The following is a 24,690-nucleotide window of genomic DNA, read 5'->3' on the forward strand; positions in this document are numbered from 1 at the left end:
GGGCGATCGACTATCTCGAGTGGGCTATTTCAGCGCGACGCGCACCCCGTTGGAGAAGGCTGAATCGTGGAACACTATTGCCGCCGGTTGGGTGCCGGTCGGCACGTCGAAGGCGATGACCACGGACTTCTTGTTGCCTGGATTGATCTGTCCGGTCAAGTCCGGGTTGACCGCGAACTCGGCCATGGTGTCGTTGGCGTATTCCTTGCCGGCAGTGTCGATCAGCTTCTGATTGTCGCCGAAATAGGACTGAGCCTCGCTGCCGATATTGGTGACGTCGACGCGGACGAGGATGTATTCGCCCTGCGCGGTCTTCTGGCTGAACTGGTTGTCCCCCACGGTTGTCACCGGCGGATCCACCTCGGTGACTACAAAGGCGAATTTGCCGTCGCGAACCTCGGAACCGGCAGGCGCGGCCGAGGAGGCTTTGGCGCTGCTTTCGTTCATCTCGTCGCCCGCCTTGTTGAAGACGGCGACGCACCCGCCGCACACCACCAGGATCAACGCGAGCACGCCGAGCAGGACCCACAACCACACTTTGCTCTTCTTCGCGGGTGGCTGTGGCGGATACGGTTGCCCGCCGCCGTACGGCTGACCGCCGTACGGCTGACCGCCGTACGGCGGCTGGTTGCCAAAATTCGGTTGTCCCTGGGGCGGTTCCTGCGGATTCGACAAGCTCGTCCTCCCGATTCGGCGGTCGTCCACCATGCGGAATTCGTTCGGCGGATTCCAGCCGAATTCTGACAGCGCCGCTCCGGCGGTCGTCGGCATTCGGTGGATCGCTCGGTTCTGAACACCAGATATAGGGGTTGCGCGGACCTCGAGCCGGTTTGAGGGCACGGATGCCGACGAGTTCCCTCTCGGTCACCGGTGCACGAGAGGGCTCGCCCCACGCCGTACGCTCGAGCGATGGGCAACGAGGTCGCGCGGCCGCTGTCGGCGTCGGAGCGGTGGTTCTGGCTCGTCGATCAGTTGTCGCCGGCGAATTGTGTGGTCCGATTGCGGGTGCGCGGCCCGATCGGCGCTTACCGGTTGGAAGAGGCCGCTGACGCGCTGGTCGCGGAATTTCCGCTGCTGCGGACAACGGTTGTCGACGGCCCGCGTTTCGCCCCGTCCGCCGACCCGCATCTACCGGTCCTGCACCGCATAGTCGACGACCCCGACGAGTGGCGCACGGTCTTCGACGAACAGCTGGCCGAGCCCGTCGACCTCGCGACGGCACCGGGGCGCCTCATCGATTTGGTGTGGCGCCCAGGCACTTGCGAGGAACGACACGACCTGATCCTCGTGTTGTCCCACGTGGTGCTCGACGGCCGTTCGATGACGTCGCTGGGTTGGCGAATCCTCGCTTACGCCTTCGGATCTCCCGTCCCCGCCGGCTCTCGCTCGCCGATCCCGGCCCCCGACGATCTCATCCCGCCCGCGTACACCCGCCTCCTACGCTGCCTGCGCACCAACCTCACCGGCCAGCTCACCGCGATGGCCCGCCGCCCGACCAGCCTGCCCGGCACCCCGCCACCACTCCCGATCCGCCGCACCCGCACCGTGATCCGCACCATCGAGGGCGACACCCTCACCGAGCTGCGCACCCGCTGCCACGAGCACGACGTCACGATCAACGCCGCGCTGACCGCCGCCCTGGCCGGCGCCCTCGGTGAACTTGCCCTCCGGCCCTCCGGCGTCGCGGGCATCGGCATTCCGGTCGACGTCCGGTCCCGCTTGAACCCGCCCCCGGCCGACGACGAGCCCGGCATGTTCACCGCGGTGGTCCCCACTTTCGTCCCCTACGGCCCTGCCCATTCCCTCTGGGAGGCGGCTCGCGCGGCGAAAACCCAACTGCGCCGGCGGCTGGCGAAGAACAACGATCTCACCGCCCTTGCCGCGATTCGCTACGGCTGCCCCCGTTCCCTCGAATCCGGCAGGCGCACCATCGAACTCATCGACCGCCGAGCCCCGTGGAATGTCACGCTCAGCAACCTGGGCAGGCTGTCACCGCCCGAAACTCCTGAGCCGCTGGACATCACGGCGCTGACGGTCGCCGGAACGAACTCCTGCGCCAGTGCGCTGACGGTCGCGGTAGCCACTCTCGGCACCACGATGTCGATCACCTTCTGTTACGTCGACACCATGCTCCCCCGGGCGACCATCGAAACCCTCGCCGACCGCACGCTCCGCTCGGTGACCCGCTGAGCCGTAACCGTCATTGCGCGCACCGAGCCCAGCAGTGGGCGGGGCTCAGGCGAGCAGCCTGCCCACGAGCTTCCGCAGCGCCGCGCGGTCCGGTTTGTTCGTCCGCCCGCTGACCGGAATTCGATCCACCACCACGATGTCGTCCGGGACGGCGGTGGTGTCGATGACCTGCGGCAGCCGTTGACGAAGTAGGGCCGCGATGTCGTCTGCCCCCGGTTCGGCGACAACGGCGAGCACGATCCGCTCATCGCCGATCTCGTCCGGCAGGCCGACCATGATCGCCTCGCGCACTCCGTCGATCGCGGTGATCACCGGCTCGTACAACCCCGGGTAGATATTGGTCTTCCCCCGGATCATCATGTCCTTCTTGCGTCCGGTGAGGACGAGTTCCGTGCCGTCCCACCGTGCGAGGTCCCCGGTCGCGATCTCGGTCAGCGGCTCCGCGCCGAGATACCCGCGGCACAGGTTCGGACCCGACAGCAGGAGTTCCCCGTCGTCGGCGATCCGCGCCTGCACACCCCGCACCGGAGCGCCGAGCAGATCCCCGTCGTGCGCGAGCTTGGCGGTGCCGGTCGCGATCGCCACCGGCAGGATCTCCGTCATCCCGTAGATCGCGAGAAACTCGGTGTCGGGCAACGATTTCCGTGCCCGGCGCAGGAGTGCGGAGGTGACCGGCGCACCGCCTAGGGCCACTTGACGTAGATTCGGCGGCGGCTCGAGGTCGCCGGCTTCGATCGCGTCGAGCGCGACAGCGAGATCGGCCGGGGTGTAGAACGTATGCGTCGCACTCCGCAGATTTCGCGTGAATCGCACGGGATCGATGTGGGTCCCGAACCGTGGATACCGGGGCATCGCCCACCGTGCCCCCGCCATCAACGCGGGCAGACCCATCATGAGCTGCTCGGTGTGCAGGAAGGCGCCGGGCGCGAGGCTGGTCTTTCCGCCCATCGCGGCGAGCCCCGCACTCAGCGAAGCACGGGTGTGCACAACGGCTTTCGGATCGTCCGTCGTCCCGGAGGTGAAGACGATCAACGCCGCTGCCTCGGGATCCGCGGCAGGCAGGGCGGTCTCGCGTGCGTCACCGGTGAACCGCCGCAACGGAATCGACCCGAACGGCGTACCGGGCAACCACACTCCGCTGTGGATATGGCGAACATCGAGCGCGCCGAACCGCGGCAGTTCCAGCCCCTTCTCGCGGCCGAATCCGGCGAGGGGACCACTCACCGCGTACAGCAGTGATTCCGTTGCGGCCCAAGTGGGTTCGACCAGGCCGACTCGCTTGGTGAAGAGCTCCGGCCCGACGCCGGGATCGACGAACACGATCGTCCCGCCCGCTGCGATCACCCCGAAGATCACCAGCACCGACGACACACTCGGCCGGATCGAGAACAGCATTCGATCGCCCGGGGCGAACCCCGCCTCGCTGAGATTGTGTGCCACCCGGCCGATGGAATCCACCAGCTCCCGGTAGGTGAGCGCGCGCTTGCCGACCGTGCCGAGCGCCGATGCGTCCGGAATCCGTTCGGCTTGCGCGGCAAGCCGTGCGAGAAAGTCGGTCACCGAATATCGACCACGTCGGGCCGATACCGATGATCGGCGTACCAGGCCAGTGTCTTGCGAATACCCCAGGCGCGCACTCGCCGATTCGAGCCGTGCACCCGCACGTCCCGGCGCAAACCATAGTCGGTGGTGATCGTGCGCACCGCGTTGACCAGCGCCCGGTCCTCGTGGAGATCCTCGATCGCGGTGCGCGGGAATCCGCCTGCGGCAACATACAATTCGGCGGTGATGGCCATATTGCACCCCGGCGTCATCACATACGGTCCGAGATATTTCGGATCCCGGTTGCCCGAGCGCACCTTGCCGAACGTCGAGGCCACTTCCAGTGCCACCCGAATGATCGTGCGGTCGATCCAGGAAACGCCTTCGTCGGTGCGCGGAATCAGCTGACCGCTGACCAATCGCAGCCCGGAGCCGAACCCGGCCTTGATCCGCTGGGTCCAGTCGGGGGCGGGCAGGCAGTCGGCGTCGGTGCGCGCGAGGTAGGTGGCGCCTCGGGAGATCGCGTAGCGCATCCCGGTATCGGCGGCGGCGCCGGTGCCCTTCTGCTGCTCGTCGATCACCACGATGCGCGGCAGTGGATGGGCGGCGGCGAATGCCCGCACCACCTCGACGGTGCGGTCGGTGGAGTTGTTGTCGACCACGACCACCGTGAAATCCGTGTCCTGTTGCGCTGCGATGGCATCCAGGGTGCTGCCGATGCCGCGTTCCTCGTCGAAGGCGGGAATCACCACCCACAGATCACTCACGCGTCCTCCAGCAGCCGGTCGAGCCCGCCGGCCTGGTCGACCCAGCGGTGGAAATTGTCCAGGCCGGTCGCGAACGGCACCTCCGGTCGATAGCCCAGTTCACGGGCGGCGCGCGAGATGTCATAGGTCGCCGACCGGGTGACCAGCGCGACCGCGTACCGCGACAGCGGGGGAGTCCACCGCTGCGCGACCGCCGGTATCCGCCACAGTGTTTCGATCGCCGCCAAGGCCCCGCCGAGCACCGGTGCGGGCACCGTCACGCTCGGTCCGGCCAACGAGAACCGCGCGGCCACCGCGTCCAAGGTCGCCCATACCGACACCGGCTCCGCGTCGGCGACGAAATACGCACGCCCACCGACCTTCTCGGCCGTCAGCGCGAGAGCGGCGGCGTGGACGAGGTGGTCGATGTAGCACAGCGAAGCCCGTATATCGCGCCCGCCGGACAGATCCGGCAACCGCCCCGCCCGCAACTTCGCCAGAATCTGCACGATCGGCCCGTGCCGGTCGCCGGGCCCCCACACCGCGCGCGGCCGCAACGAACACGTCGTGAACTCCGGTGTATCGGACGCCAGCACCAACTGCTCGGCGACGGCCTTGGTCTCGCAATAGCTGTTCAGAAATCGCGCGGGGTAGGGCACGGTCTCATCGATCCCCACCTGATCCCCACCGCCGGGCGCCATCAACGCACTCGGACTCCCGATGAACACGAACCGCCGTACTCCGGCCGCCGCGGCCTCCTGCATCAGCCGATCGGTCCCGGCCACGTTCACCGCGAAAAAATCGGCGGGCCTGCCGAATTCACCGAGCAGGGCCGCCGCGTGCACAACGGCGCGCACCCCGGCCACCGCCGCGGCCAGCGCACCCGCGTCGGCGAGATCGGCCACCGCCACCTCGACACCCTCCGGCGCCGAGGCAGGATCGCGAACCATCGCCCGCACCGGCACCCCGCGCGCCACCAGCCCGCGCGCGATCGCCCCGCCGACGAACCCGCTCGCGCCAGTCACCAGCACTGTCATCGCGCCACGTTATCCCGTCGACGATCGCGCGAAGCCGCAGCCGGACGGTGCCGCCTCGGTCACTGTTCGCCCTCGCCCAGCGTCTTCCACCAGGTAGCCCCGAGCAGCATGGTCATCACGGCCGCACGACGACCCGAGATCCCCCGTTCAGCGGCTACTTTCCGGGCCGCTGGAATCTGCGCGGCGTGCACCCCGACGCTCAGCACCACATCGATCCAGAAGGCCGTCCGCAGCCACCGGGCCCGGAACGGCCGCACGACCCCGACGATCAGGAATATCCAGCCGATCACCGGAATCGACCGCAGCGCCAGCACGGCTCCCGGGCCGGGTACCGCGACCGAAGTACCGGCCGCCGCGCGATGGCGACCATGTCGCGGCGCACTCACCGGATCCGGAACAACATGCAGAGACCGTGTCACCGCACACCAACCCCTCGATAGGTCACTGCCGCCGCGGTGGGTCCACCGTCGGCGGCGACGAACAGCAACGGCCGTTCGGCCAGTCCCGCGTCACGGGCCGCCACGAACGCGGCGGTCAACGCGGAAGTGTGCGCGTCGGCGGCGAAGTCGTCGGTCACCACCGCGCCCACGCCGAGCTGGGCCGCCAGTTCGCCGGCGAAGTCCGCTGTCGGTTTACCGCACAGCAGCACCACCTGTCCGGCGTCGATACCGTCCGCCGCCAGCGCTTCTCGCGCCGCGACAGCGGCGTGCTCGACCAGTTCCGCTGTCCCGGTGAGCAATTCCACCGTCAGCGAGGAACGCCCTTCGGCTCCCATCGCGGACAGCTTCACGTATCCCTGCGGGTCGGGCAGTACGTCGCCGGCACTCACGTGGACTCCGCCGAAACCCGCGGCTTCGGCGGAATTCTCGAGCACGAAAGCCGCCCCGACCGGCTCGAACGCGAACTCCACATCGGCCCGGCCCGACGGATGCGCGTCGCCCGACACGACGACCACATGTCCCGTGGGCAGATCTGCCAGCAGCGAGGCGGCCACCCCGACCGCGTTCACCACCCCGCAGGCACCGTTCATCAGATCGAACGACAAGCACGGCACGTCACCGCGTCGATAGTCCAGCCCGATCCCCGCGGCCTGCTGGATCAGCGCCGCGACCGCCGGTTCCACCAGGTTCGCATCGCGATAGACCCCCACATTGATCAGTGCGTCGACCTGCTCCGGCGGACAACCGGCTGCCGCTAACGCGTCGCGCGCGGCGCTTGCCGCCTGTCCCACCGAGCTGACTCCGCCGCTGCGCGTCACTGCCGAAGAAATGATGATTCCCATACTGTCCTATACCCGCAGATCGCCGATTGTCACCGACAAGAATCCGGCGACCACCCCGGAAGCCGCCGGTACCAGCAGTACTTTCGACCCCGGCTCGATCAAGCCCTGCCGCAACGCGTCGTGCAGCACCACGAAATGTGAGGTCGACGCGGTATTGCCGTATCTGTCCAGCACCGCGAGTCCCGGCGGCATCGCCGCGTCGAATTCGCGCTCGGCGATCTTGTTGATCAATTCCACAGCGGGGCCGCTGAACTGGTGATGGATCAGGTAGTCGTAGCCCTCCTCGGCGAAGCTGGAACCGCGCGCGGCCAGGAACTCCAGCTGCCGCGAGGTCCACAGCAGGTACCGGGACTCGTTGTGCATCGCCCGATTGTCGGTGTAGAGCGCGACTCCCGGCCCCTGATCACTGGGCATCCCCAAGCACAGCTTCGCGAACGCGGCGCTGGTGTTGAGCTCCACGTAGTCGAGCCCTGGCCCGTCGGTGCCGTCGAGCAGTACGGCCGCCCCGGCGTCGCCGACGGTGAGCGAGGCGAACTGCGGGTCGTACTTCTGCGAGATCTCCCGCACCGCGGTGTCGGCGATCGGCGTGATGCACTCCCCGGACACCACCATGCCGCGACGCACGGCACCGGATCGAATCATCCTGTCCAGCAGCAGAACTCCGGTCATCATCCCGGCACACGCGTTGGACACGTCGAAATGGATCGCCCTGTTCGCCCCGAGCGCGGTGCGCAGCATCAGGGCGAACGACGGTTCCAGGCAGAAGTCCTCGCCCCGGGTGCGGGTGATCGAGCAGGAGATGATCACATCCAGATCGGCGGCGTCGTAGCGCGAATTGCCCAGTGCGCTGCGGGCGGCGGCCAAGGCGATGGTGAAGGAGTCCTCGGATTCGCCGCGTACCCTGCGCGCCCTGACTCCGCTGACCTTCTCCAGATCCAGCGGCGCGTCGACGGCCAGCTGCGCCAGCAACTCCGCCGTGGTCACTTCTCTGGCCGGCAGATACGCGCCGACGGCTTCGATTGTCGAACTCACCATGCTTGTTCACTTCCAGATATCGCGTGATGCACAGATCACCACCAGCGCATCTCGTCGATCCTAGCCACAGACCTTCACTAATCGGGCGTGCTCGATTAGATTCTGCCGGGGTGTGGAGCTCCGCCCGACGCCATGAACTAACCCTACTCGCCGCTGGTCAACCCTGGTTGCCTGGATTATTGCTGCTGGGACGGTTCGCGCGGCCGATCCGCAAGGTGCCCGAACTCGGCTGGTTCGTCGCCGACCCGCTGGTGGCCCGCCAGATCTACAACGACAGCACCCATTTCAGCATCGTGTCCGAGGGCGCGGCCGGGCACTGGTGGGCGCAGGTCATCGGCGACTGGGTCGAGGATCTGTTCGAGGGTCCCGGCCATACCGACCTGCGGACCAAGGTGCGCGACCTGTTCACCCTCGGCCACACCGATGCCCTGGTCGCGCGCGTGATCGGCCCCGACCTGCGTGACCTGCGCGAACGCCTGGCGGCGGGGGAGACCGTCGACATCGCCGCCCGCGCGCAGATCCTGGTCGGCCGCAGCGTCTCCGACCTGGTCGGCATGCGCCCCGAAGACATCGCCGCGGCCATCGGCGGCGACTACACCGACGATCAGGACGCGCTGTTCCTGCGCCTGTTCCACCACGTCGAAGAACTGGTCAACCTGGGTTTCGGCACGATGGCCTCGACCACGCTCGACCCGGTGGCGCTGGCCCGCGCCCGTGAGCTGGCGACCCAGCTCGCCGTCAACGTTCCCGACGCGTACGCCCGCGCCGATCCCGACACCACCCTCGGTCGCTGCCGTGAACTGGGCCTCGACGTCGAGCACGCGGGCGGCCTGGCGATCCTGATGGCCGTCGCGGGCACCGACACGCTCGCCAGCGCCATGACCAGAATGGTCGCGATCATGCACGACACCGGCCAGCACCGCGCCCTGCTCGCCGCTCCCGATCGCCTCCCCGACGCGGTCCGCGAGACCCTGCGCGTCACGAGCCCGGCCTACCTCGTCGGCCGCTCGGTCACCGAGGACGTCCGCGTCGCCGACCGCGACCTGCGCGCCGGCGAACACGTCAAGATCCTCACCTGGACCATCAACAACGCCGCGGGCGAGTTCCGCGTCGACCGCGACTACAACCCCGAGACCCGCCAGCTCTGGTTCGGCGGCGGCCGCCACCTCTGCCTCGGCGCACAGCTCGTCCACTCCGAACTCACCGCGCTCCTCGAAGCCTTGACGGCCGCCGGTCGCCCCTGGGAAATCGTCGAACGTCGCTATCGCAGAAAGGTTTTCATCCCTACCTACGAGAAGCTGCGCATCCGGCTCGCGCGCTGAACAGCACAATGGCCCCGTCCGGGTGGACGGGGCCATCGCGACGACGACTACTGGTTTTCGGGCGCGTTGATCCGGTTGTGGAAGCCGATGCCGATGGCGATCGCGGCGGGGACGCCGGTCAGCACCAGGCCGGCGGCCGCACCCAGCGGGATGCCGACGGCGGCACCGGCGAGGCAGCCCGCGATGCCGGTCGCGCCGCCGAGGGCGAGCACCGGGACGCCGAGAACCAGGCCGCCGACGCCGCCGATGGCGCAGCCCGCGAGGCCACCGGTGAGGGTGCCGACGAGGGTGCCGATGGCGGTGATGATGCCGAACTGGGTGGCTGCGGCGCCGACGGCGTCGTCGAAGGCGTCCTGCCGGACGACGTCCTTCAGCAGGGTCGACGGGCGGGCCGAGGCCACGTCGGTGCGCGGGGTCAGGGTGGCGCGGGTGCCGTCGATGGCGGCGTCGATCGGGTACTCGAGGTCGTCGATCGTGTAGGCGAGCGGCAGGGCGGCGACGATGTTGCCCTGGTTGTCGCGCACCTGGAACTGGTTGTTCTCGGTGGTGAGCGAGCCCGCGTCGGTCTCGACGACGACCGCGTCGCCCTCGATGCCGGTCTTCCAGTTGATGCCGGGCAGCACCTGGTTCACACCCTGGTTCACGCCGTCGAGGAAGGCCGCGACGGGCGCGGGAGCAGGCGCCGGAGCGGCGTGCGACGTGCCGGTGGCAACGCCGAGCGCGGCGATGACGAGTGCGGAGGTTGCGGCAACCTTGCTGATGTTCATGAATGCAGTCTTTCCCTCAATGGCGATGCTCCCTGGGGAGCGCAGGCCCTCGATCGAGCACCCATGATCAAGTGTCCAACTGTTTGTTGCTGAAATGTAACTTAAAAAGTCATAAGAGTTCAAAACGGACAGTGACGTGCGTCATTGCCGGTGAATTCGATGAGCTGTGAACAACTTTCGCTCACAATTCATCGGCCGTGATCTGAAGCACATCAATGTCGAAGTCCTGTCACCAGCCGCAACCGTCGTGCGAGGTCGGAGGCGAATACCCGTTCGGGGTCGACTCGGTCCCTGATCCGGCGCCATTCGGCGAGCCGCGGATACATCGTCGCGATCATCTCGGGTGTCGTCCGTGATTCCTTCGCGAGGTACAGGCGGCCACCCGCCGCCCGCACCCGTTCGTCGAGGTCCACGCAGAAGCGGTCGAGCCCGCTGGTGAGCGCGAAGTCCAAGCTCAGCATGTATCCGGGATGCGGCCACGACAGCGGCGCCGGGTTGCTCGCCCCCATCCGTTTGAAGACGTTGAGGAACGAGTGGTGCCCCGACTCGGCGATGGTGCGCACCGCGTCGGCCAGCTGCTGTTCGGCCCCGAACGGCATCGAGAACTGATACTGCAAGAATCCTCGCTTGCCGTACGCCCGATTCCATTCGCCGAGCAGGTCGAGCGGATGATAGAACTGCGTCAGGTTCTGGATGCGCCCACGGGCCCGCCGGGGAAACAGGCGATGAGCGGCCTCGGCGGCGATCCGGGTGGTCACCGAATTGACCATCCCGTTCGGAAAGATATCGGGCACCGTGAACAATTGTGGGGCATCGAAATTCAAGGGTTTGCTACGCAGTCTCGACGGCAACTGGTCGACGGTGGCCAGCGAGCCTCGGCTGAATCCGGCCCGCCCGAGTTTCGCCCCGGTGGAAATGGTGTCCGGCACCGCCATCGAGTAGTCGTACCCGTCGTCGGAACCGCCGGTCAGCAATTCCATCGTTTCGTCGAGATCGCGCGTGCGGTCGTTGTCGACGAGGAAATACGCGGTCTCGGTGTGCTTCAACCGAACTCGCGCGCCGACGATGATGCCGGTGAGTCCCATCCCGCCGACCGTCGCCCAGAACAGCGCCGAGTCGGGCCCCTCCGGCGTCAAGGTACGCACCGATCCGTCGGCGGTCAGCAGATCCATCGACACCACGTGATTGCCGAAGCTGCCCTGCGAATGGTGGTTCTTGCCATGGATATCCGCGCCGATCGCCCCACCGACCGTCACCTGCCGGGTGCCCGGCAGCACCGGGACCCACAGCCCGAACGGCAGTGCCGCCCGCATGAGCGTGTCCAGGCTGATGCCCGCGTCGACCTCGACGATCCCGCTGTCGGGATCGATGCTGTGGATACGGTCCAGCGCGGTCATGTCGACCACCAGCCCGCCCGCGTTCTGCGCCGGATCCCCGTAACTACGTCCGAGTCCGCGCGCGATCACCCCGCGCGGCCCCGCGGTCCGCACCCGTTCGGCGATCACCGCGATGTCGGGGGTGCGCAGCACTTCGGCGACGGTCGGTGCGGTGCGGGCCCATCCGCTGAGGCTTCGGCACGCGCTGACTGGATTCGGTTGCGTGAAAGTCACAGGGGCTCACGCTAAAACGGGTTCCTGTGCGCAGCCTGAGGTAATCGTGCGGTTATTGCGGAGATGCCTGCCGCGGGGTGAGGATGCCTTCGCGCATCGTGGCGACGCGGGTGCAGGCGGCCGCGAGGAGGGGCTCGTCGTGGCTGATCAGCAGGACGCCGAGGTTGTCGTCGGCGCGGGTCATGACCAGGCGGATGATGGTGGCGGTGGTGGCGGCGTCGAGCATGGCGGTGGCTTCGTCGAGGATGAGGTAGCGGGGGTTCTGGGCGAGGGCGCGGGCCAGGCAGGCGCGCTGGAGCTGGCCGTCGCTGAGGGCGTGGGGGTGGCGGTCGAGGAGGTCGGGGGTGAGACCGACAGCGGTGGCCAGCGCGGTGAGATCGGGGACCGAGGCACCGCGGATGCGGGCGGGTTCGGCGATGATCCGGGCGAGAGTGAAGTGGGGATTGGTTGCGGCACGGGGGGATTGAAAGACCATGGCGATGCTGCCGCGAGCCCGTCGGGGTGCCTGTCCGTCGACGGTGACGGTGCCGGAGGTGGGCGTCAGTAATCCGGCCATGGTTCGCGCCAGCGTGGTTTTCCCCGATCCCGAGTCGCCGGTGATGCCGATGATCTCGCCCGGAGTGATCCGCAGGTCGACCCCGCGGATGACGGATTCCGAGCCGTAGCCCGCGGTCATGGAGTCGGCGATCAGCATCAGGACCTCGGTCGGCGAATCATGCGCGGCTGCTGGGGAATCAATCGCGTCGGGCCACCCGCGTAGGGGCAGATCTCGGACAGGTTCGTCAGCGCTCGTGGGGGATGGGGGAGCGGGTGCAGGCCGTGTTCGGGCAGGGCGGCGAGCAGGTCGCGCGTGTAGTCGTGCCACGGATCGTCGAGCACGTGCGCACCGGGGCCGACCTCCATCAGGCGTGACGCGTACATCACCGCGACGGTGTCGGCGATGCCCGCGCGGATCAGATGGCCGAGATCGTGCGTGATCAGCAGGACCGCGGCGCCGCTGTCGGCGCACTCGCGCAACAGTTGTCCGATCTGGTCGGTGCGTGAGCGATCGAGTCCGGAGGTCGGTTCATCGGCGATGATCACCTCGGGATCGCCCGCCAGCGCCGCCGCCACGGCCGCCCGCTGGGCCATCCCGCCGGAGAGCTCGTGCGGGTACAGGTCGAGCGCGGTGCGGGCGAGCCCCGCGCGATCGACGAGGTCAGCGGGGGTGTGCGCGGTGCCGAGGGCGGTGATCGTCTCCTGGAGCTGGGAGCCGACGGTCCGCACGGGAGTGAAGGAGGTGCTCGGGGATTGGGGCACCAGCGCGATATGGCGGCCGCGATAGGAGTGCTCGCCGACGAGGATGTCGATCGGTTCGTCGGCGGAGTCCGCCGGACCGTCCACACGCAGGTGGATGGACCCGGTGGTGACGGCATCGTGGGGCAGCACGCCCATCACCGCACCGGCGACAATCGACTTCCCGCACCCGGATTCGCCGACGAGTGCGGTGACGCTGCCCGCTTCGATGTCGAGCGACAGCTCGGTCACCGCATGCACCACATCACCCCGGCCGACCGGAATCCGGACGGTCAGCGCATCGATCGACAAGCGGGTGCCCCGACCTCCACGGTGGGCGTCGAGCAGTGCGTCCGCGGTCTCACTAGGGAGGGAAGGTTCTGTCATCGCGGCATCCTCGACGGTGTGGGTGGGGCGAGAAGTCCGCGCAGCGACGACCCCGCGACAGCGACCGCCACCGTCGTCAGCACCAGGAATCCGGCCGGGAACGCCAGCGTCCACCACCCGCCCAGAAGCAGCGAAGTGCGCGCTTCCTCCAGCAGGGTGCCGAGGCTCGGTTCGTGCGGCGGCAGTCCGAACCCGAGGAACGACAAGGTCGACTCGTGCCAAATCGCGTGCGGGAGAAGCAGAACCACCGCGATCAACGCCTGCGGGGCGACAGCGGGCAGCAGATGCCTGAGCAACAGGTGGGTGCGGCTCGCGCCCGCGAGCACCGCCGCGGACACGTACTCGCGTTCGCGCAGACTCAAGCTCTCCGCCCGCACGATCCGCGCCACCTGCACCCAGTGCGTGAGTCCGATCGACAGCACCACCGCCAGCGCGTTCCCCCGGAACAGCGCCACGATCACGATCCCGAGCAGCAGATGCGGCAGCGCGTTGGCGGTATCGGCGAACCGCATCACCACCCGGTCCACCCACCCGCCTGCCAGCGCCGACACCGCACCGACGAGCACGCCGATCACCGTCGACACGGCCGCCGCGCACGCCGCGACGATCAGCGAGGTCCGCAGCGCCGCCGCGATCCGCACGAACAGCGACCGCCCGGCCGAGTCGGTCCCGAACCACCACTGCCCCGACGGCGCCTGCCGCGCATGCGCGAAATCGGTCAGCCGATCGTCGACCCCGCCCACCCACGGCACGATCACCGCGTACAGCACGACCGCGAACAGCACCGTTAGCGCGAGATACAACCGTCGCTCCGCAGCCCCGTGCGTGCGGTCGCGCCACCGCTCAACCATCGGCGCGCACCCTCGGATCGAGCAGCACCACCGCGACATCGGCGAGCAGCGACCCGAGCATCACCGCGCAGGTCGTGCCGACAGTCAGCACGGCAAGCAGCGCCATGTCCAGATCCTTCGCCGACTGCACGAACGCGCCCGCGATCCCCGGCCACGAGAAGATCTCCTCCACCAGCACCGCCCCGACCACGACCTCCGGCAATCGAGCGCCGAGGATCGTCACGAACGGGGCCAGCGAGGTCGGCAGAATGTGCCTGCGGGTGACCGTCGCGGTGTCGATGCCGCGCGTGACGGCACCGACCACGAAATCCTCACCGCGATTGCCCGCCACCGATTCCCGCACGGCCAGCAGGAGCCACGGCACCTGCGAGAGGGCCAACGCGGCAGCGGGCAGCACGAGATGTCGTGCCACCTGACCGGCTCCGACCTCGGCCCCGGCGTCGGTGAGCCCGGCAGGCGGCAACCAGCCGAGTCCGACCGCGAACACGCCGATCGCGGCCAGTGACACCACGAACGGCGGCAGCCCCTGCATCACCACACACGACGCGGTGACCAGCCGATCGATCACTCCACCGCGATGCATGCCCGCCCAGACGCCCGCGCCGAGCGCGACGGCGACCGCCATGCTCATCGCGACCACCACCAGCAGCACCGTCCACGGAATCCGTTGGGCGAGCAGGGTGCTCACCGGCTGGGCGAACCCGCGGGAAACACCGAGATCGCCGCTGAACAGGTCGCCGATCCAGCGTCCGTAGAGCTGGTACCACGACGCGTCCAGCCCGAGCCGGTTCGTGAGCAACGCCCGATCCGACGCACTCGTCGTCTCGTAGCGAGCGCCGAGATAGCCGACCAGCGGGTCGAACGGTGACACCGCCGCCGCGGCGAAGAGCGCGGCCGACACCGCGGCGAGCACCGGAATCAACGCCGCCAGTCGCCACCCGACCATTGCCCGCAGGCCGCGTCCGCGAACGCGACTGCGCCCCATCAGCGGGTCCAGGTCTGCAGCGACCACCACGGTCCCCAGGTGACGCCGTGCGCGTGCGGCTCGAGAATCGGCCCCGACATCGTCCAGGAAGAATCCTTCACCACATAGGTGTGATCGAGATGGACCAGGAAGACGTGGCTCGGATCCTGGGCATACCGGCTCTGGACCTCCCGGTACGCGGCGGCGCGTACCGCGGGATCGACACTGCGCCGCGCGGTGTCGAGTTGCGCGTCGATCGCGGGATCCGCGTGCCTGCTCGCATTGTCGTACGGGCTGCCCGCACTCGGGTCGAGCAGCGGCGAGTGCAGGGTGTTGTAGGCCTGGGTGTCGGGATCGTAGGGCTCGCTCCCGCCGCCGAGCAGGATCCCGGCCTGTGCGATGCGCGGCTCGATCCGATCCCAGGACAGCGCCTCGAGATCGATCTCGATACCCACCCGCCGCGCATCGGAGGCGAAAGCCAGTGCGAGGTCACGGCGCAACGTGTCGGTGGAGTTGTACATCACGGTGAATCGCGCGCGCACACCGTCTTTCGCGCGCACGCCGTCGGCGCCGGTCCGCCATCGCGCACCCTCGAGGATCGTTTCGGCACGCGTGCGATCGAAGGCGAAAGCGACTGCCGGGTTGTGGGATTCGCCGTAGACCTCGGCGAAAGGCGTGTAGGCCGGGCGGCCGTGGCCGCCGAGGATGTTGTCGATCATCGCCTGGCGGTCCACCGCGTAGTTCAGTGCCAGCCGGACGGCCGGGTCCCCGGCGACCGGATCGCGCTCGGGCATCGACACACCGCGCCAATCCGCGGACATGTTGGCCTGCAACGACATCCGTGGTTCGAATGTGGCGGCCAGCAGGGGCGGCAGCGACGTTCCGTCGAGTTCACCGCCGGCCATCCGCTGCGCGCGGGTGTTGTCGTCGGGTACGTAGAGAACCGTCAGCCGCTTGACCGAAGGCGCACCACCCCAATAGCTTTCGTTCGCCTCGAACACCGCCCTCGTCGGCTCCAGCGCCGTGAGCCGATAGGGGCCGGTGCCGATCGGGGCGGTATTGAGCGGTGATTCGGTCGCGGGTCCCGGCGTGGCGACGGCCTCCGACGGCACGATCCCGATCAGCAGCTTGGCCGGGAACGCGGCATAGGGATGACGCAGGGTGAACCGCACCGTCAGCGGATCGACAGCGTCGACCCGGTCGATCATCGAAAACGACGACCGCACCTCCGAGGCCGACGCCGGATCCAGAATCGCCCGGTAGGTCGCCACCACGTCGGCGGCGTCGAACGCCGACCCGTCGCTGAACCGCACACCGGGGCGCAGCGGCGCCGTCCAGACAGTCGCATCGGCGTCGGGCGTCGGCAATGCCGTTGCCAGGGCAGGCTCGAAACCGGGCATGCCGGTGCCGCCGGTGAGCCGCAGCAATCCGTCGTAGACCTTGGCCTCGCCGGCCGCGCCGTACCCGGCGACCGGGTTGTACCCGCCGAGCTCATACGCGTCGGCGAGCACGAGCGAGTCGGTGGACCCGCTGTCGGGCGCTCCGCACGATGTCAGCACGACCGCCAGCGCGGCTCCTACAGCGAACAGCGGCCGAGTGCGCATCCATCATCCCTACATGTTTATCTGAACAGATGAACAGATAATAGTCGCGGGCGGTGCCGTCCTGTCCACTCGGCGATTAAGCTGGGCACCGCCATGGGAGAGCCACGCACACTGCACGGGTCGCCGGTCGAACTCGGCCGGCGCGCGATCGGCGACGTCGAGATCAGGGAATGGGCGCAGCGCTTCGACCTGCTGTCGGACCCCGGCCGCCTGGAAATCCTGCTGTGTCTGCACCGCTCGCCCGGCATCAGCGTCGGCGAACTGGCCGCCGCTGTCGGCCGCAACGAGAACGCGATCTCCCAGGCGCTGCGCGTGCTGCGGCACGAGGGGTGCGTCACCTCGAGTCGCGAAGGCCGATCGGTCACCAACCGGCTCACCGACCCGATCATCCACGAAATTCTGCACACCATCGGCGCCAAGCACTGACGTCGAGAGTCCGCTTCTCGGAGGCGATGACGGCGAAGGTCCTGTACGTGCTGACCGGTGCCGATCATTGCCGGGCACGTTGTCGTCGCGACACCGGTCAGAACCCCGCCTCGGCAGGCCCGCTGGCCGCGGCGGTGCTTGGCGCGCTGTGAATGCCTGTCGCTCAGCAGAACTCGGCGACCACTTCGTAGAGGGCGGGATTTGCGCGCGCGACCTGACGCGCCTGGTCGACCGAGGCGACGACCGTCGGATTGCGTCCGGCGGCCTCGCAGGCCTCGGCGCTGTCCCAGTGTGCGATGTTCACCAGCTGGAATCGCGAATCGGGCAGCAAGGCGCGGTGCAGGCGGACATCGCGGAAACCGGGGGCGGTGCGCATGTGCGCGGCCCGTTCGCGCCACTGGGCGACGAATCCCTCGATGTCGTCGGCGGAAACCTCGATCACATTGATGAAAGTGACACCCTGGTCGGTCATGGGGAGCTCTTGTTCGGTCACGCGGCGGATCCGGGACGCACGATCATGAGAACGACCACGGCCGTCCACAGCAGGTTGTAGATACCCGCGAGCATCGACAGCACCCGCAGGCGCTTGCCGTCGTCGGGCTGGTCGAGGGCCTCGCGCTGCATCGGAACGATCTGCACGGCGAGCAGCCCGCCTGCCACCGCGGTCGTCACCATCGCGGTGGTGATCCAGATTTCGTTCATCCGGCCCTGAATCGTGGCCAGCACGATGCCGATCACCGGCACGATAATGGCGAGTTTCGCGTAGTTCCCGGTGATCCGGTGCATGGCGGCCGCGACCGGCCTGCTGCGCACCGAGTCCGGATCGGGCGCGCCCGCGACCGGCGCGTACCGGGGAAAAAGACTGGTGGCGACCGCTGAGCCGCCGACGAAGACGATGCCCGCGAGCACATGCACGGACAACAAGACGTGTTCCAACTACCGACTCCCTCCGACCTTCAATGTGCTTGAAGCCTAGCTCGAGTTTCAGTCACATTGAAGGTCGGATTCGTCACGCCTCTGGTCGAGGGGGAATCGTCCCCGCGAACGCGTCGACGATCGCCGCTCCGACCCGCCGCAGAATCGGATCCGCATCCGCCCCGAACAGCTGGGTGTCCACCCGCGCCACCGCTTTACGCGCCTGCGCCAGCAGCTCCGCGCCCGCCTCCGTCAGCTCGATCGCCGACGCCGACCCCGCCCGCGCCGTCCGATCCTGCACCAAACCGGCCCCCACCAGCCCCTTCACCGCGGCATGCACACTTTGCACGCTCGTCCCCGACATCCGCGCCAGCTCGCTGAACGAGGCCCCCGGCACCCCATTGATATGCCCGAGCAACCCCAGCCGGGCCACCGTCAAATCCAGCGCCCCCAACTCGACCCCCAGCGCCGCCTCCACCCGCCGCGACATCGTGATCACCAAAATGCTCGGGCTCATAGCCGGCGGTCCAGGACGCTCGCTCTCGGTGGTCACCCCCTCATTTTCCCGCACGACACCCCGATAGTCGTGTTCCGGGAGCCGTATCCATCCCGCGCCCGCGAAACAGCCACGGGCCCAGCGAGTTCGCTGGGCCCGTGGCCGGTGCGGGAGCGGGACTATTTCAGTGCGACACGGGCTCCGTCGGAGAAAGCCGAGTCGTGGAATTCGACCGCGGTGGGGACGGTGCCTACCGGGACGTCGAAGACGAGGACCATCGAGGTCTTGTTGCCGGGGTTGATCTCTGCGGAGAGCTGGTCGTTGACGTTGATCTCGGCGGTGGTGTCGTTGGCGAACTCGCGGCCCTGATCGTCGATCAGCTTCTGGTTCGAGCCGAAGTAGCTCTGGGCGACGGTGGAGGTGTTGGCGACGTCGACGTAGACCAGGATGAATTCGCCCTGCGCGGTCTTCTGCAGGAACTGGTTGTCGCCGACGGTGGTGACCGGCGGATCCACCTTCGTCACCGTGAACCCGAACTTGCCGTCGCGTACTTCGGTCCCGGCGGGAGCCGCGACCGACTTGGTCTCCTCGGCCTTGGCGACCTCGTTGGCGGCGGTGCCGATCAATGCCGCACATCCGCCGAACAGGACGAGCACGGCCAGGACGAACCCGCCGAGCACCCACGGCCACACTTTCTTCTTACGCGGCGGCTGCGGGTAGTAGGGCTGGTGCGGGGCGGCGGGGTTGGTCGGGTACTGGGGATTGGTCATGACGATCGTCCTCTTCTGGGAAACGCTGTCGGTCGCCGTGGCGCGACCGATCGCGGCCTCGATGGGCCGTGCGGTGCGGGATGGTGCATCGACGAAGGAATCTGCAAGAACTGTTGTCTCGCAACGTTGTTCGTGTGCTGGAAGCGACTGTTCGGGTTGTTGCCGCTCCGTCGAAAAAGGACGCTACACCTACGCAACCGCAATAGCAACAGGGAAACAATGTTTTCACTGTGGACGATGAAAACATGTGTACTGACGTCGTCTTATGTCAACGATGATGTGTAAGGTTTGACCTTGACCAGAGGAGACCCCTTGTCAGACTCGACGCCCACCGTCGCCGCCGCCGAGATCTCCCGGCTGGCCGGCGTCACCCGTGCCACCGTGAGCAACTGGCGTCGCCGACACGCCGATTTCCCCGCGCCGGTACCGGGCGGCTCCGAATCGCGGCCGCTGTTCGACCTCGCCGAGGTGCAGCAGTGGTTGCGTGGACACGGTGTGACCGCGGCGGATTCTCCTGTTCAGCGCTTGCGTACGGTGCTGCGTTCCGAGGTCGCACCCGAGGATGTCGCCGGGCTGATGGCCTTCGTGGCGGACCCGGCAGTCGAGGTGAAGGGCGCGGCGCACGAGGCGGTGCGCGCGTCGATCGGTGAAGTCGGCGTACAGCAGACTCTGGCGGTGCTGGCCGAACGCGGTCTCGACGGTCCGAGTACCGGCATCTACCCGACCGATCAACCCGTCGCCGCGCTGATGGCCGATGTGCTCGCCGCGTCCGCGTCGCCCGCTCCGCGCTCGGTGCTCGACCCGGCGTGCGGCGGCGGAACCCTGTTGCTCGAGGCCGCTCGGATCGGCGCCGAACGGCTCGACGGTCAGGACATCCTGCCCGTGCAGGTGAGTCGCACCGCCGCGCTGCTCAGCACGCTCGCCCCGGGCGCCGAAGCGGATATCCGCGCGGGCGATGCTCTGCTCGCCGACGCGTTCACCGATGTCGAGGTCGACGCAGTACTGTCGAATCCTCCCTATTCGCAACGGGATTGGAGTGCCGATGAACTGGCGCTGGATCCGCGGTGGGTGTACTCGGTTCCTCCGCGCAGCGAATCCGAACTCGCCTGGGTGCAGCACGCCATCGCCCATCTGCACCCCGGCGGCACCGCTGTTCTGCTGCTGCCACCCGCTGTCGCGGCCAGGTCCTCGGGTCGGCGGATACGGATGGAACTGTTGCGGGCGGGCGCATTACGTGCCGTGATCGCTTTGCCGCCCGGCGCGTCGACACCGCGACAGGTAGGACTGCAACTGTGGGTCCTCCGCCGCCCGGGCAAGGGGAATCCGACCGACACCCTGCTGTTCGCCGACACGACCCGGTTGCCCGATCATGGTGGGGACCAACCGGATTGGCACGTCCTCGCCGAAACAGTCGTCACTGCGTGGCATGCCTTCGACAACGGCGACGACGCCACCGTCCCCGACGTGACCGCCGTGGTCCGGGTGATGGATGTACTCGACGACGACGTCGACCTCACGCCCGCGCGTCAGGTGCGCGCCGCCGTCGACCCGGAGAGTGCCTCGGCCTCGGCCCGTGGCGCCATCGGTCACCTCGGCGCGAACCTCACGGATCTGCATTCCGTCGTAGATGCTGTGCGCGAATGGGATTCGGCGCCCGGCACCGTGTGGCGCTATGTGGCGGTCGGCAACCTGATCGCGGGTAAGGCCGTGCGAATCGTCACCAGTACCCCCGACGCGGTCGCCGACGACGCCCCGCAACGACCGGTCCTCACCGGCCACGATCTGCTCAACAGCCGCGCCCCCTCCGGCCTCACCGCCCCCGGCGCCCCCGTCGGCGATCCGATCGAGGAAGGTGACGTCCTGGTCTCCCGTCTGCGCGACGACCACGGCGCCGCCCAGGGCACCCGCGTCGCCGAAGGCGCCGACATCGGCGCCGTCCCCGCACCCGGCGTCCTCGTCTTCCGCACCGACCCCACCCGCATCGACCCCTGGTTCTTCGCCGGCTTCATCGGCAGCCCCGACAACGCCGCCGCCATGTACGGCACCACCACCATCCGCCTAGACCCCGCCCGCCTCCGCATTCCCATGCTCCCCCTCGCCGACCAGAAGACCTACGGCGCAGCCTTCCGTCGCCTGCACCACCTTCGAGTAGCCGCCCACACCACCGCCACCGCCGCCCACCGGGCCGCCGACCTCATCGCCACCGGCCTCACCGCGGGCGCCCTGGAGCCCCACCCCGAAAACTGACCGGCCCGCATCGTGCGCGCTGTCGGCTCGACGATGCCGTCGCCGGTGGACGGCGCGCAGTATCGTGCGGTGGACCGTGTCGGGTGTCGGGTCGGAGGTTGGGGTGCGCGAGGTCATCGACGGGCGGTATGAGATCTCCGGGGCTTTGGGGGCAGGCGGGATGGGGCAGGTCCTGTCGGGGTACGACGTGGTGCTGGATCGGGCGGTGGCCGTCAAGCGGATCGCGGTGGGGCAGTTCGCGTCTCGGGCCGACCTGGCCGAGGAGTTCGTTGCCCGGTTTCGGCGGGAGGCCAGGGTGACCGCGCGGATTCGGCATCACGGTGTACCGCAGGTGTTCGATGCGGTGCTCGACAAGGATGCCGAGAGTGTGTATCTGGTGATGGAGCACATCGATGGCGTGACATTGCGGGACTTCGTGTCCGGGGTGGGGATGCTGCCGATCGAGTACGGGGTCGCCGTCGCGGCGCAGATCGCGACGGTGCTGTCGCATGCCCATGTGTTGCCGGTGGTGCATCGCGATCTGAAACCGGCGAATGTGCTGGTGGCAGGCGATGGGACAGTGAAGGTGATCGACTTCGGGATCGCGGCGCTGCTCGATGGGAGTACGAGCCGGATCACCCGGACCGGGTCGGTGCTCGGGACGGCCGCGTATATGTCGCCGGAACTGGTGAACGGGCAGGATGTCGGGCCACGGGCAGACCTGTACGCGCTCGGCTGCATCATGCACGAGATGTTCAGCGGCCGAGGCGTCTTCGCAGCCAGGTCGGAGTTCGATACGCACAATCGGCACCTCTCGGAGGCGCCGACGCCGTTGCGCACGCTCCGCCGTGAGGTGCCACCACAGATCGAACAGCTGGTCCTGGACTTGCTCGCGAAGGATCCGGTCGACCGGCCGGCCACTGCCCGTGACGTCTACGACCATCTGCTGCCGTTCCTCCCCGGGCCGGGGACGCCCGAAGGCCCGGCCCCCGCTGGGTATCCCGATCCGACAAGAATCTTCCGCCGCCCCAACCCGCCCGCCGATCCGGCACCGGAACCCGCGCCGCGACGGTCGGCACCCGGCAAGCCCGCGTCCGCGACCGGCGGCCTCGTCGACGTCGCGGCACGCTACCGGGAACTCTGCGAACTCGGCCGCTTCGCCCAGGCGGCCGAGGCATTGGTCACCGTCGTCGACGAGGCCGAGCAGCGCTACGGCTCACACAGCCCCCAGCTCGGCGCTCTGCACCGCGACATCGCCACCGCCTTCACTCACAGCGGCGAACACCGCCGAGCCCTGACCGAATGGGAGCGCGTCGAGACGATCGAACGACAGGTGGGTGCCACGAGCAGGGTGTGGCAGGCGAGGATTGCCGCAGTCCAGTGCCGGGCCACCCTCGGCGACCTCGCCGCGGCTGCGGCGGTGGACGAGCTGTACCGGCTGTTCGGTGAAATCCGCGCCGCGGACAACGAATTCGGTGATGCCGCCGTGGCGGTGCGCGTCGCCATCGCGGAGCTCCTGCCCGCGGTGGGCGATCGATCGAGGGCGCAGCGGTTCCTCACGCAGCTGCGAAACGATCTCGAAGTGCTTCGGCCGCCGGAAGATCCGGTGCGGCGACGGGTCGAGCAGCTGGCCGTCGAACTACACCGCTGACAGTTGACCGTTCTGCTCGACGCGGTTGTCCGAGCGGAACCGGGCTGCCGTCGAGGCGCGGTCGCGGGCATCCCGGTCGTCGGGCCCGCCGAGTATGCTCCTCGCATTCGCCGACGGGGGAGCGCGTCGGCAGTCGGTGCGGCCGCCAACAGGGGGTTCGCACGGAAGTGGAGTGGGCCAGGTGCAGTTGTTCGCCAAGTTCGGGTGGGTCGTCGGGCTGCTGGCCGGTGCCTTCAGCATTCTTCTCGGAATCGTCGGCTACTTCACCGGCATCGACCATGCCAGTACGTTCGAAATCGTGCTGGCGGTGGCCTTTCTGGTACTCGGTACCGCACTGGCGGGCGCCTCGATGTGGCAGCTCGTGGCAGGCGACCGGCGCAAACGGCACACCTTCTACCCGCACGGCGAACGGACTCGGCAGCACGATCCCGGTGCGGCACAGATCGGCTATGGGCCGTCCTGGAATAACGGTGCGATCCCGACGCCTCCGAGCCCGGCAACGCCGCCGGTTCCGTATCCACAGGTGCCTTACGTTGCTCAGCAGTCGCCGCAGTACCCGCGATCGCCCTACACTCCACCCTCGGCGCCGATCGCGCCGACGGTCGCGCAAACCCCCGATTGGCAGACCCGCACCCGCACTGCCCAGCACTGGCTGCCCACCGGGATCCCCTACGCGAGCGCACCCACGGGCGTCCTCGGTTCTCCCGCCGACCTCGACCGCGACAGTTCCGCTACCATCCCGATCCGCGTGCGCGACGCAGTCCGCGAAACGATCGCGATCGAAGGTCCCATCGAGCGGAGCCACCTGGTGGCGCGGGTCGCCCAGCGCTTCGGTGTGCACAAACCCTCCGAGAAACAGCAGATCTGCGTCCTCGGCGAGGTGCCGGAATCGCTGATGCGCGCTACCTCGTCAGGTGTGTTCGTCTGGCCGTCCGACCTGGACCCTTCGACCTGGCGCGGTTTCCGTTTCACCCCGCCCACCGTCTCGCGCGCCATCGACACCATTTCCGCCGAGGAAATCGTCAACGCGATAACCCATGTGGCACAACGCAATAAGCATTCGTTCGACGAGATGGTCTGGGCCACGCTCACCCAGTTCGGCCATGAACGCACCGGTGCCGCGGAGGACCGCATCGAAGCGTGTCTGACCATGGCGGTCCGGCGCGGACGCCTGGCCCGTGACCCCGACGGTCGCTACCGCGCGCTGACCTAGGCGGGGAGGGCGGGCAGGGTTCTCGTGTGGGTGATCTCGGGGGTGACGGTGATGATGTCGCAGGCGGCGACGATGCGGTGGGGGAGGTCGGAGCCGAGGTGGGTGAGGCTGGGGGTGACGATCGCGGCGGCTTCGGTGGTGGTGACCACGTCGAGCAGGCGGCCGATCGGGTCGGCGGTGCGGTCGCTGAAGACGACGGTCTTGGTGAAGCGGTAGCCCAGGCGTTCGGCTAGGGAACGGATCTGCGTTTCGTCCCAGGACTGGGCGACACCCGAGATGTCGCGGCGCAGGTAACCGATCGCCGGTGGCTTCATGGGGATGACGGTACCGGCGGACAGTGTCGTGGTTGTGAACGCGAGCGAACGCGAGTCGAATTCGAAA

General features: G+C 68.3%; 26 protein-coding genes. 7 read left to right on the top strand and 19 right to left on the bottom strand.

Features of this window, described 5'->3' with window-relative positions; all coding sequences use genetic code 11:
* Positions 1-24 precede the first annotated feature (24 nt).
* Positions 25-840, bottom strand: a complete 816-nt coding sequence (locus ACFTS5_RS19185) for a DUF4352 domain-containing protein (RefSeq protein WP_378632605.1) — start codon at positions 838-840, stop codon at positions 25-27.
* A 69-nt stretch (positions 841-909) separates the two neighbouring features.
* Here ACFTS5_RS19185 and ACFTS5_RS19190 point away from each other — a divergent pair, with 69 nt between their 5' ends.
* Positions 910-2,190, top strand: coding sequence for a hypothetical protein (locus tag ACFTS5_RS19190; RefSeq protein WP_378632607.1), 1,281 nt, complete (start codon positions 910-912; stop codon positions 2,188-2,190).
* Positions 2,191-2,235: 45 nt separating this feature from the next.
* On the opposite strand, the gene ACFTS5_RS19195 is transcribed toward ACFTS5_RS19190, so the two are convergent.
* Genes ACFTS5_RS19195 through ACFTS5_RS19220 form a run of 6 tightly spaced genes read right to left on the bottom strand, consistent with a single transcriptional unit; the run spans position 2,236 to position 7,832 of the window.
* Positions 2,236-3,750 (bottom strand): class I adenylate-forming enzyme family protein, encoded by a 1,515-nt coding sequence (locus ACFTS5_RS19195; RefSeq protein ID WP_378632610.1) that lies wholly within the window; start codon positions 3,748-3,750, stop codon positions 2,236-2,238.
* Positions 3,747-4,499 (bottom strand): glycosyltransferase family 2 protein, encoded by a 753-nt coding sequence (locus tag ACFTS5_RS19200; RefSeq protein WP_378632612.1) that lies wholly within the window; start codon positions 4,497-4,499, stop codon positions 3,747-3,749. The genes ACFTS5_RS19195 and ACFTS5_RS19200 overlap by 4 nt, the downstream gene beginning before the upstream one ends.
* Positions 4,496-5,515 carry an NAD-dependent epimerase/dehydratase family protein gene (locus tag ACFTS5_RS19205; protein WP_378632615.1) on the bottom strand — a complete coding sequence of 340 codons (1,020 nt, stop codon included), beginning with the start codon at positions 5,513-5,515 and terminating at the stop codon, positions 4,496-4,498. Before ACFTS5_RS19205 ends, ACFTS5_RS19200 begins: the two co-directional genes overlap by 4 nt.
* Positions 5,516-5,574: 59 nt before the next feature.
* Complete coding sequence (locus ACFTS5_RS19210) at positions 5,575-5,934, bottom strand: hypothetical protein (protein ID WP_378632618.1); 360 nt, start codon at positions 5,932-5,934, stop codon at positions 5,575-5,577.
* Positions 5,931-6,746: a hypothetical protein gene (locus ACFTS5_RS19215; protein ID WP_378632621.1), complete on the bottom strand. Its 816-nt coding sequence runs from the start codon at positions 6,744-6,746 to the stop codon at positions 5,931-5,933. The genes ACFTS5_RS19210 and ACFTS5_RS19215 overlap by 4 nt, the downstream gene beginning before the upstream one ends.
* A gap of 57 nt (positions 6,747-6,803) precedes the next feature.
* Positions 6,804-7,832, bottom strand: coding sequence for a 3-oxoacyl-ACP synthase III family protein (locus ACFTS5_RS19220; protein ID WP_378632623.1), 1,029 nt, complete (start codon positions 7,830-7,832; stop codon positions 6,804-6,806).
* Between the two features lie 179 nt (positions 7,833-8,011).
* Here ACFTS5_RS19220 and ACFTS5_RS19225 point away from each other — a divergent pair, with 179 nt between their 5' ends.
* Positions 8,012-9,154 (top strand): cytochrome P450, encoded by a 1,143-nt coding sequence (locus ACFTS5_RS19225; protein WP_378632626.1) that lies wholly within the window; start codon positions 8,012-8,014, stop codon positions 9,152-9,154.
* 47 nt (positions 9,155-9,201) lie between these two features.
* On the opposite strand, the gene ACFTS5_RS19230 is transcribed toward ACFTS5_RS19225, so the two are convergent.
* The 7 genes from ACFTS5_RS19230 to ACFTS5_RS19260 form a co-directional block, all read right to left on the bottom strand.
* Positions 9,202-9,921, bottom strand: coding sequence for a hypothetical protein (locus ACFTS5_RS19230; protein WP_378632629.1), 720 nt, complete (start codon positions 9,919-9,921; stop codon positions 9,202-9,204).
* Between the two features lie 212 nt (positions 9,922-10,133).
* Positions 10,134-11,531: an FAD-binding protein gene (locus ACFTS5_RS19235; protein ID WP_378632630.1), complete on the bottom strand. Its 1,398-nt coding sequence runs from the start codon at positions 11,529-11,531 to the stop codon at positions 10,134-10,136.
* A 52-nt stretch (positions 11,532-11,583) separates the two neighbouring features.
* Complete coding sequence (locus ACFTS5_RS19240) at positions 11,584-12,225, bottom strand: ABC transporter ATP-binding protein (protein WP_378632632.1); 642 nt, start codon at positions 12,223-12,225, stop codon at positions 11,584-11,586.
* Complete coding sequence (locus ACFTS5_RS19245; protein ID WP_378632634.1) at positions 12,225-13,193, bottom strand: ATP-binding cassette domain-containing protein; 969 nt, start codon at positions 13,191-13,193, stop codon at positions 12,225-12,227. The genes ACFTS5_RS19240 and ACFTS5_RS19245 overlap by 1 nt, the downstream gene beginning before the upstream one ends.
* Complete coding sequence (locus ACFTS5_RS19250; protein ID WP_378632637.1) at positions 13,190-14,044, bottom strand: ABC transporter permease; 855 nt, start codon at positions 14,042-14,044, stop codon at positions 13,190-13,192. The genes ACFTS5_RS19245 and ACFTS5_RS19250 overlap by 4 nt, the downstream gene beginning before the upstream one ends.
* Positions 14,037-15,068, bottom strand: coding sequence for an ABC transporter permease (locus ACFTS5_RS19255; protein WP_378633438.1), 1,032 nt, complete (start codon positions 15,066-15,068; stop codon positions 14,037-14,039). The genes ACFTS5_RS19250 and ACFTS5_RS19255 overlap by 8 nt, the downstream gene beginning before the upstream one ends.
* Positions 15,029-16,612 carry an ABC transporter substrate-binding protein gene (locus ACFTS5_RS19260; RefSeq protein WP_378632640.1) on the bottom strand — a complete coding sequence of 528 codons (1,584 nt, stop codon included), beginning with the start codon at positions 16,610-16,612 and terminating at the stop codon, positions 15,029-15,031. Before ACFTS5_RS19260 ends, ACFTS5_RS19255 begins: the two co-directional genes overlap by 40 nt.
* 93 nt (positions 16,613-16,705) lie before the next feature.
* Between ACFTS5_RS19260 and ACFTS5_RS19265 the strand changes: the two genes are divergently transcribed.
* Positions 16,706-17,038, top strand: coding sequence for an ArsR/SmtB family transcription factor (locus ACFTS5_RS19265; RefSeq protein ID WP_378632642.1), 333 nt, complete (start codon positions 16,706-16,708; stop codon positions 17,036-17,038).
* 26 nt (positions 17,039-17,064) lie between these two features.
* Positions 17,065-17,190, top strand: coding sequence for a hypothetical protein (locus tag ACFTS5_RS19270; RefSeq protein ID WP_378632645.1), 126 nt, complete (start codon positions 17,065-17,067; stop codon positions 17,188-17,190).
* Positions 17,191-17,201: 11 nt separating this feature from the next.
* On the opposite strand, the gene ACFTS5_RS19275 is transcribed toward ACFTS5_RS19270, so the two are convergent.
* The 4 genes from ACFTS5_RS19275 to ACFTS5_RS19290 all read right to left on the bottom strand — a co-directional run bounded on the left by ACFTS5_RS19275 (position 17,202) and on the right by ACFTS5_RS19290 (position 19,219).
* Positions 17,202-17,510 carry an antibiotic biosynthesis monooxygenase family protein gene (locus ACFTS5_RS19275; RefSeq protein WP_378632647.1) on the bottom strand — a complete coding sequence of 103 codons (309 nt, stop codon included), beginning with the start codon at positions 17,508-17,510 and terminating at the stop codon, positions 17,202-17,204.
* Positions 17,511-17,527: 17 nt separating this feature from the next.
* Positions 17,528-17,974: a hypothetical protein gene (locus tag ACFTS5_RS19280; protein WP_378632650.1), complete on the bottom strand. Its 447-nt coding sequence runs from the start codon at positions 17,972-17,974 to the stop codon at positions 17,528-17,530.
* 73 nt (positions 17,975-18,047) lie between these two features.
* Positions 18,048-18,506 carry a MarR family winged helix-turn-helix transcriptional regulator gene (locus ACFTS5_RS19285; RefSeq protein WP_378632653.1) on the bottom strand — a complete coding sequence of 153 codons (459 nt, stop codon included), beginning with the start codon at positions 18,504-18,506 and terminating at the stop codon, positions 18,048-18,050.
* A 122-nt stretch (positions 18,507-18,628) separates the two neighbouring features.
* Positions 18,629-19,219: a DUF4352 domain-containing protein gene (locus ACFTS5_RS19290; protein WP_378632655.1), complete on the bottom strand. Its 591-nt coding sequence runs from the start codon at positions 19,217-19,219 to the stop codon at positions 18,629-18,631.
* 312 nt (positions 19,220-19,531) lie between these two features.
* Between ACFTS5_RS19290 and ACFTS5_RS19295 the strand changes: the two genes are divergently transcribed.
* From ACFTS5_RS19295 to ACFTS5_RS19305, 3 genes are all read left to right on the top strand, one after another.
* On the top strand, positions 19,532-21,466 hold the full coding sequence (locus ACFTS5_RS19295) for an N-6 DNA methylase (RefSeq protein ID WP_378632658.1): 1,935 nt from the start codon (positions 19,532-19,534) through the stop codon (positions 21,464-21,466).
* Between the two features lie 103 nt (positions 21,467-21,569).
* Entirely contained in the window at positions 21,570-23,096 is a 1,527-nt protein-coding gene (locus ACFTS5_RS19300) for a serine/threonine-protein kinase (protein ID WP_378632660.1), read from the top strand.
* A 172-nt stretch (positions 23,097-23,268) separates the two neighbouring features.
* Entirely contained in the window at positions 23,269-24,309 is a 1,041-nt protein-coding gene (locus ACFTS5_RS19305) for a hypothetical protein (RefSeq protein ID WP_378632663.1), read from the top strand.
* Here ACFTS5_RS19305 and ACFTS5_RS19310 read toward each other — a convergent pair.
* Entirely contained in the window at positions 24,306-24,623 is a 318-nt protein-coding gene (locus ACFTS5_RS19310; protein WP_101466068.1) for a hypothetical protein, read from the bottom strand. The genes ACFTS5_RS19305 and ACFTS5_RS19310 overlap by 4 nt on opposite strands.
* Positions 24,624-24,690 lie beyond the last annotated feature (67 nt).

It is taken from the genome of Nocardia sp. NPDC056952 (assembly GCF_042674185.1).
Classification (GTDB): domain Bacteria; phylum Actinomycetota; class Actinomycetes; order Mycobacteriales; family Mycobacteriaceae; genus Nocardia.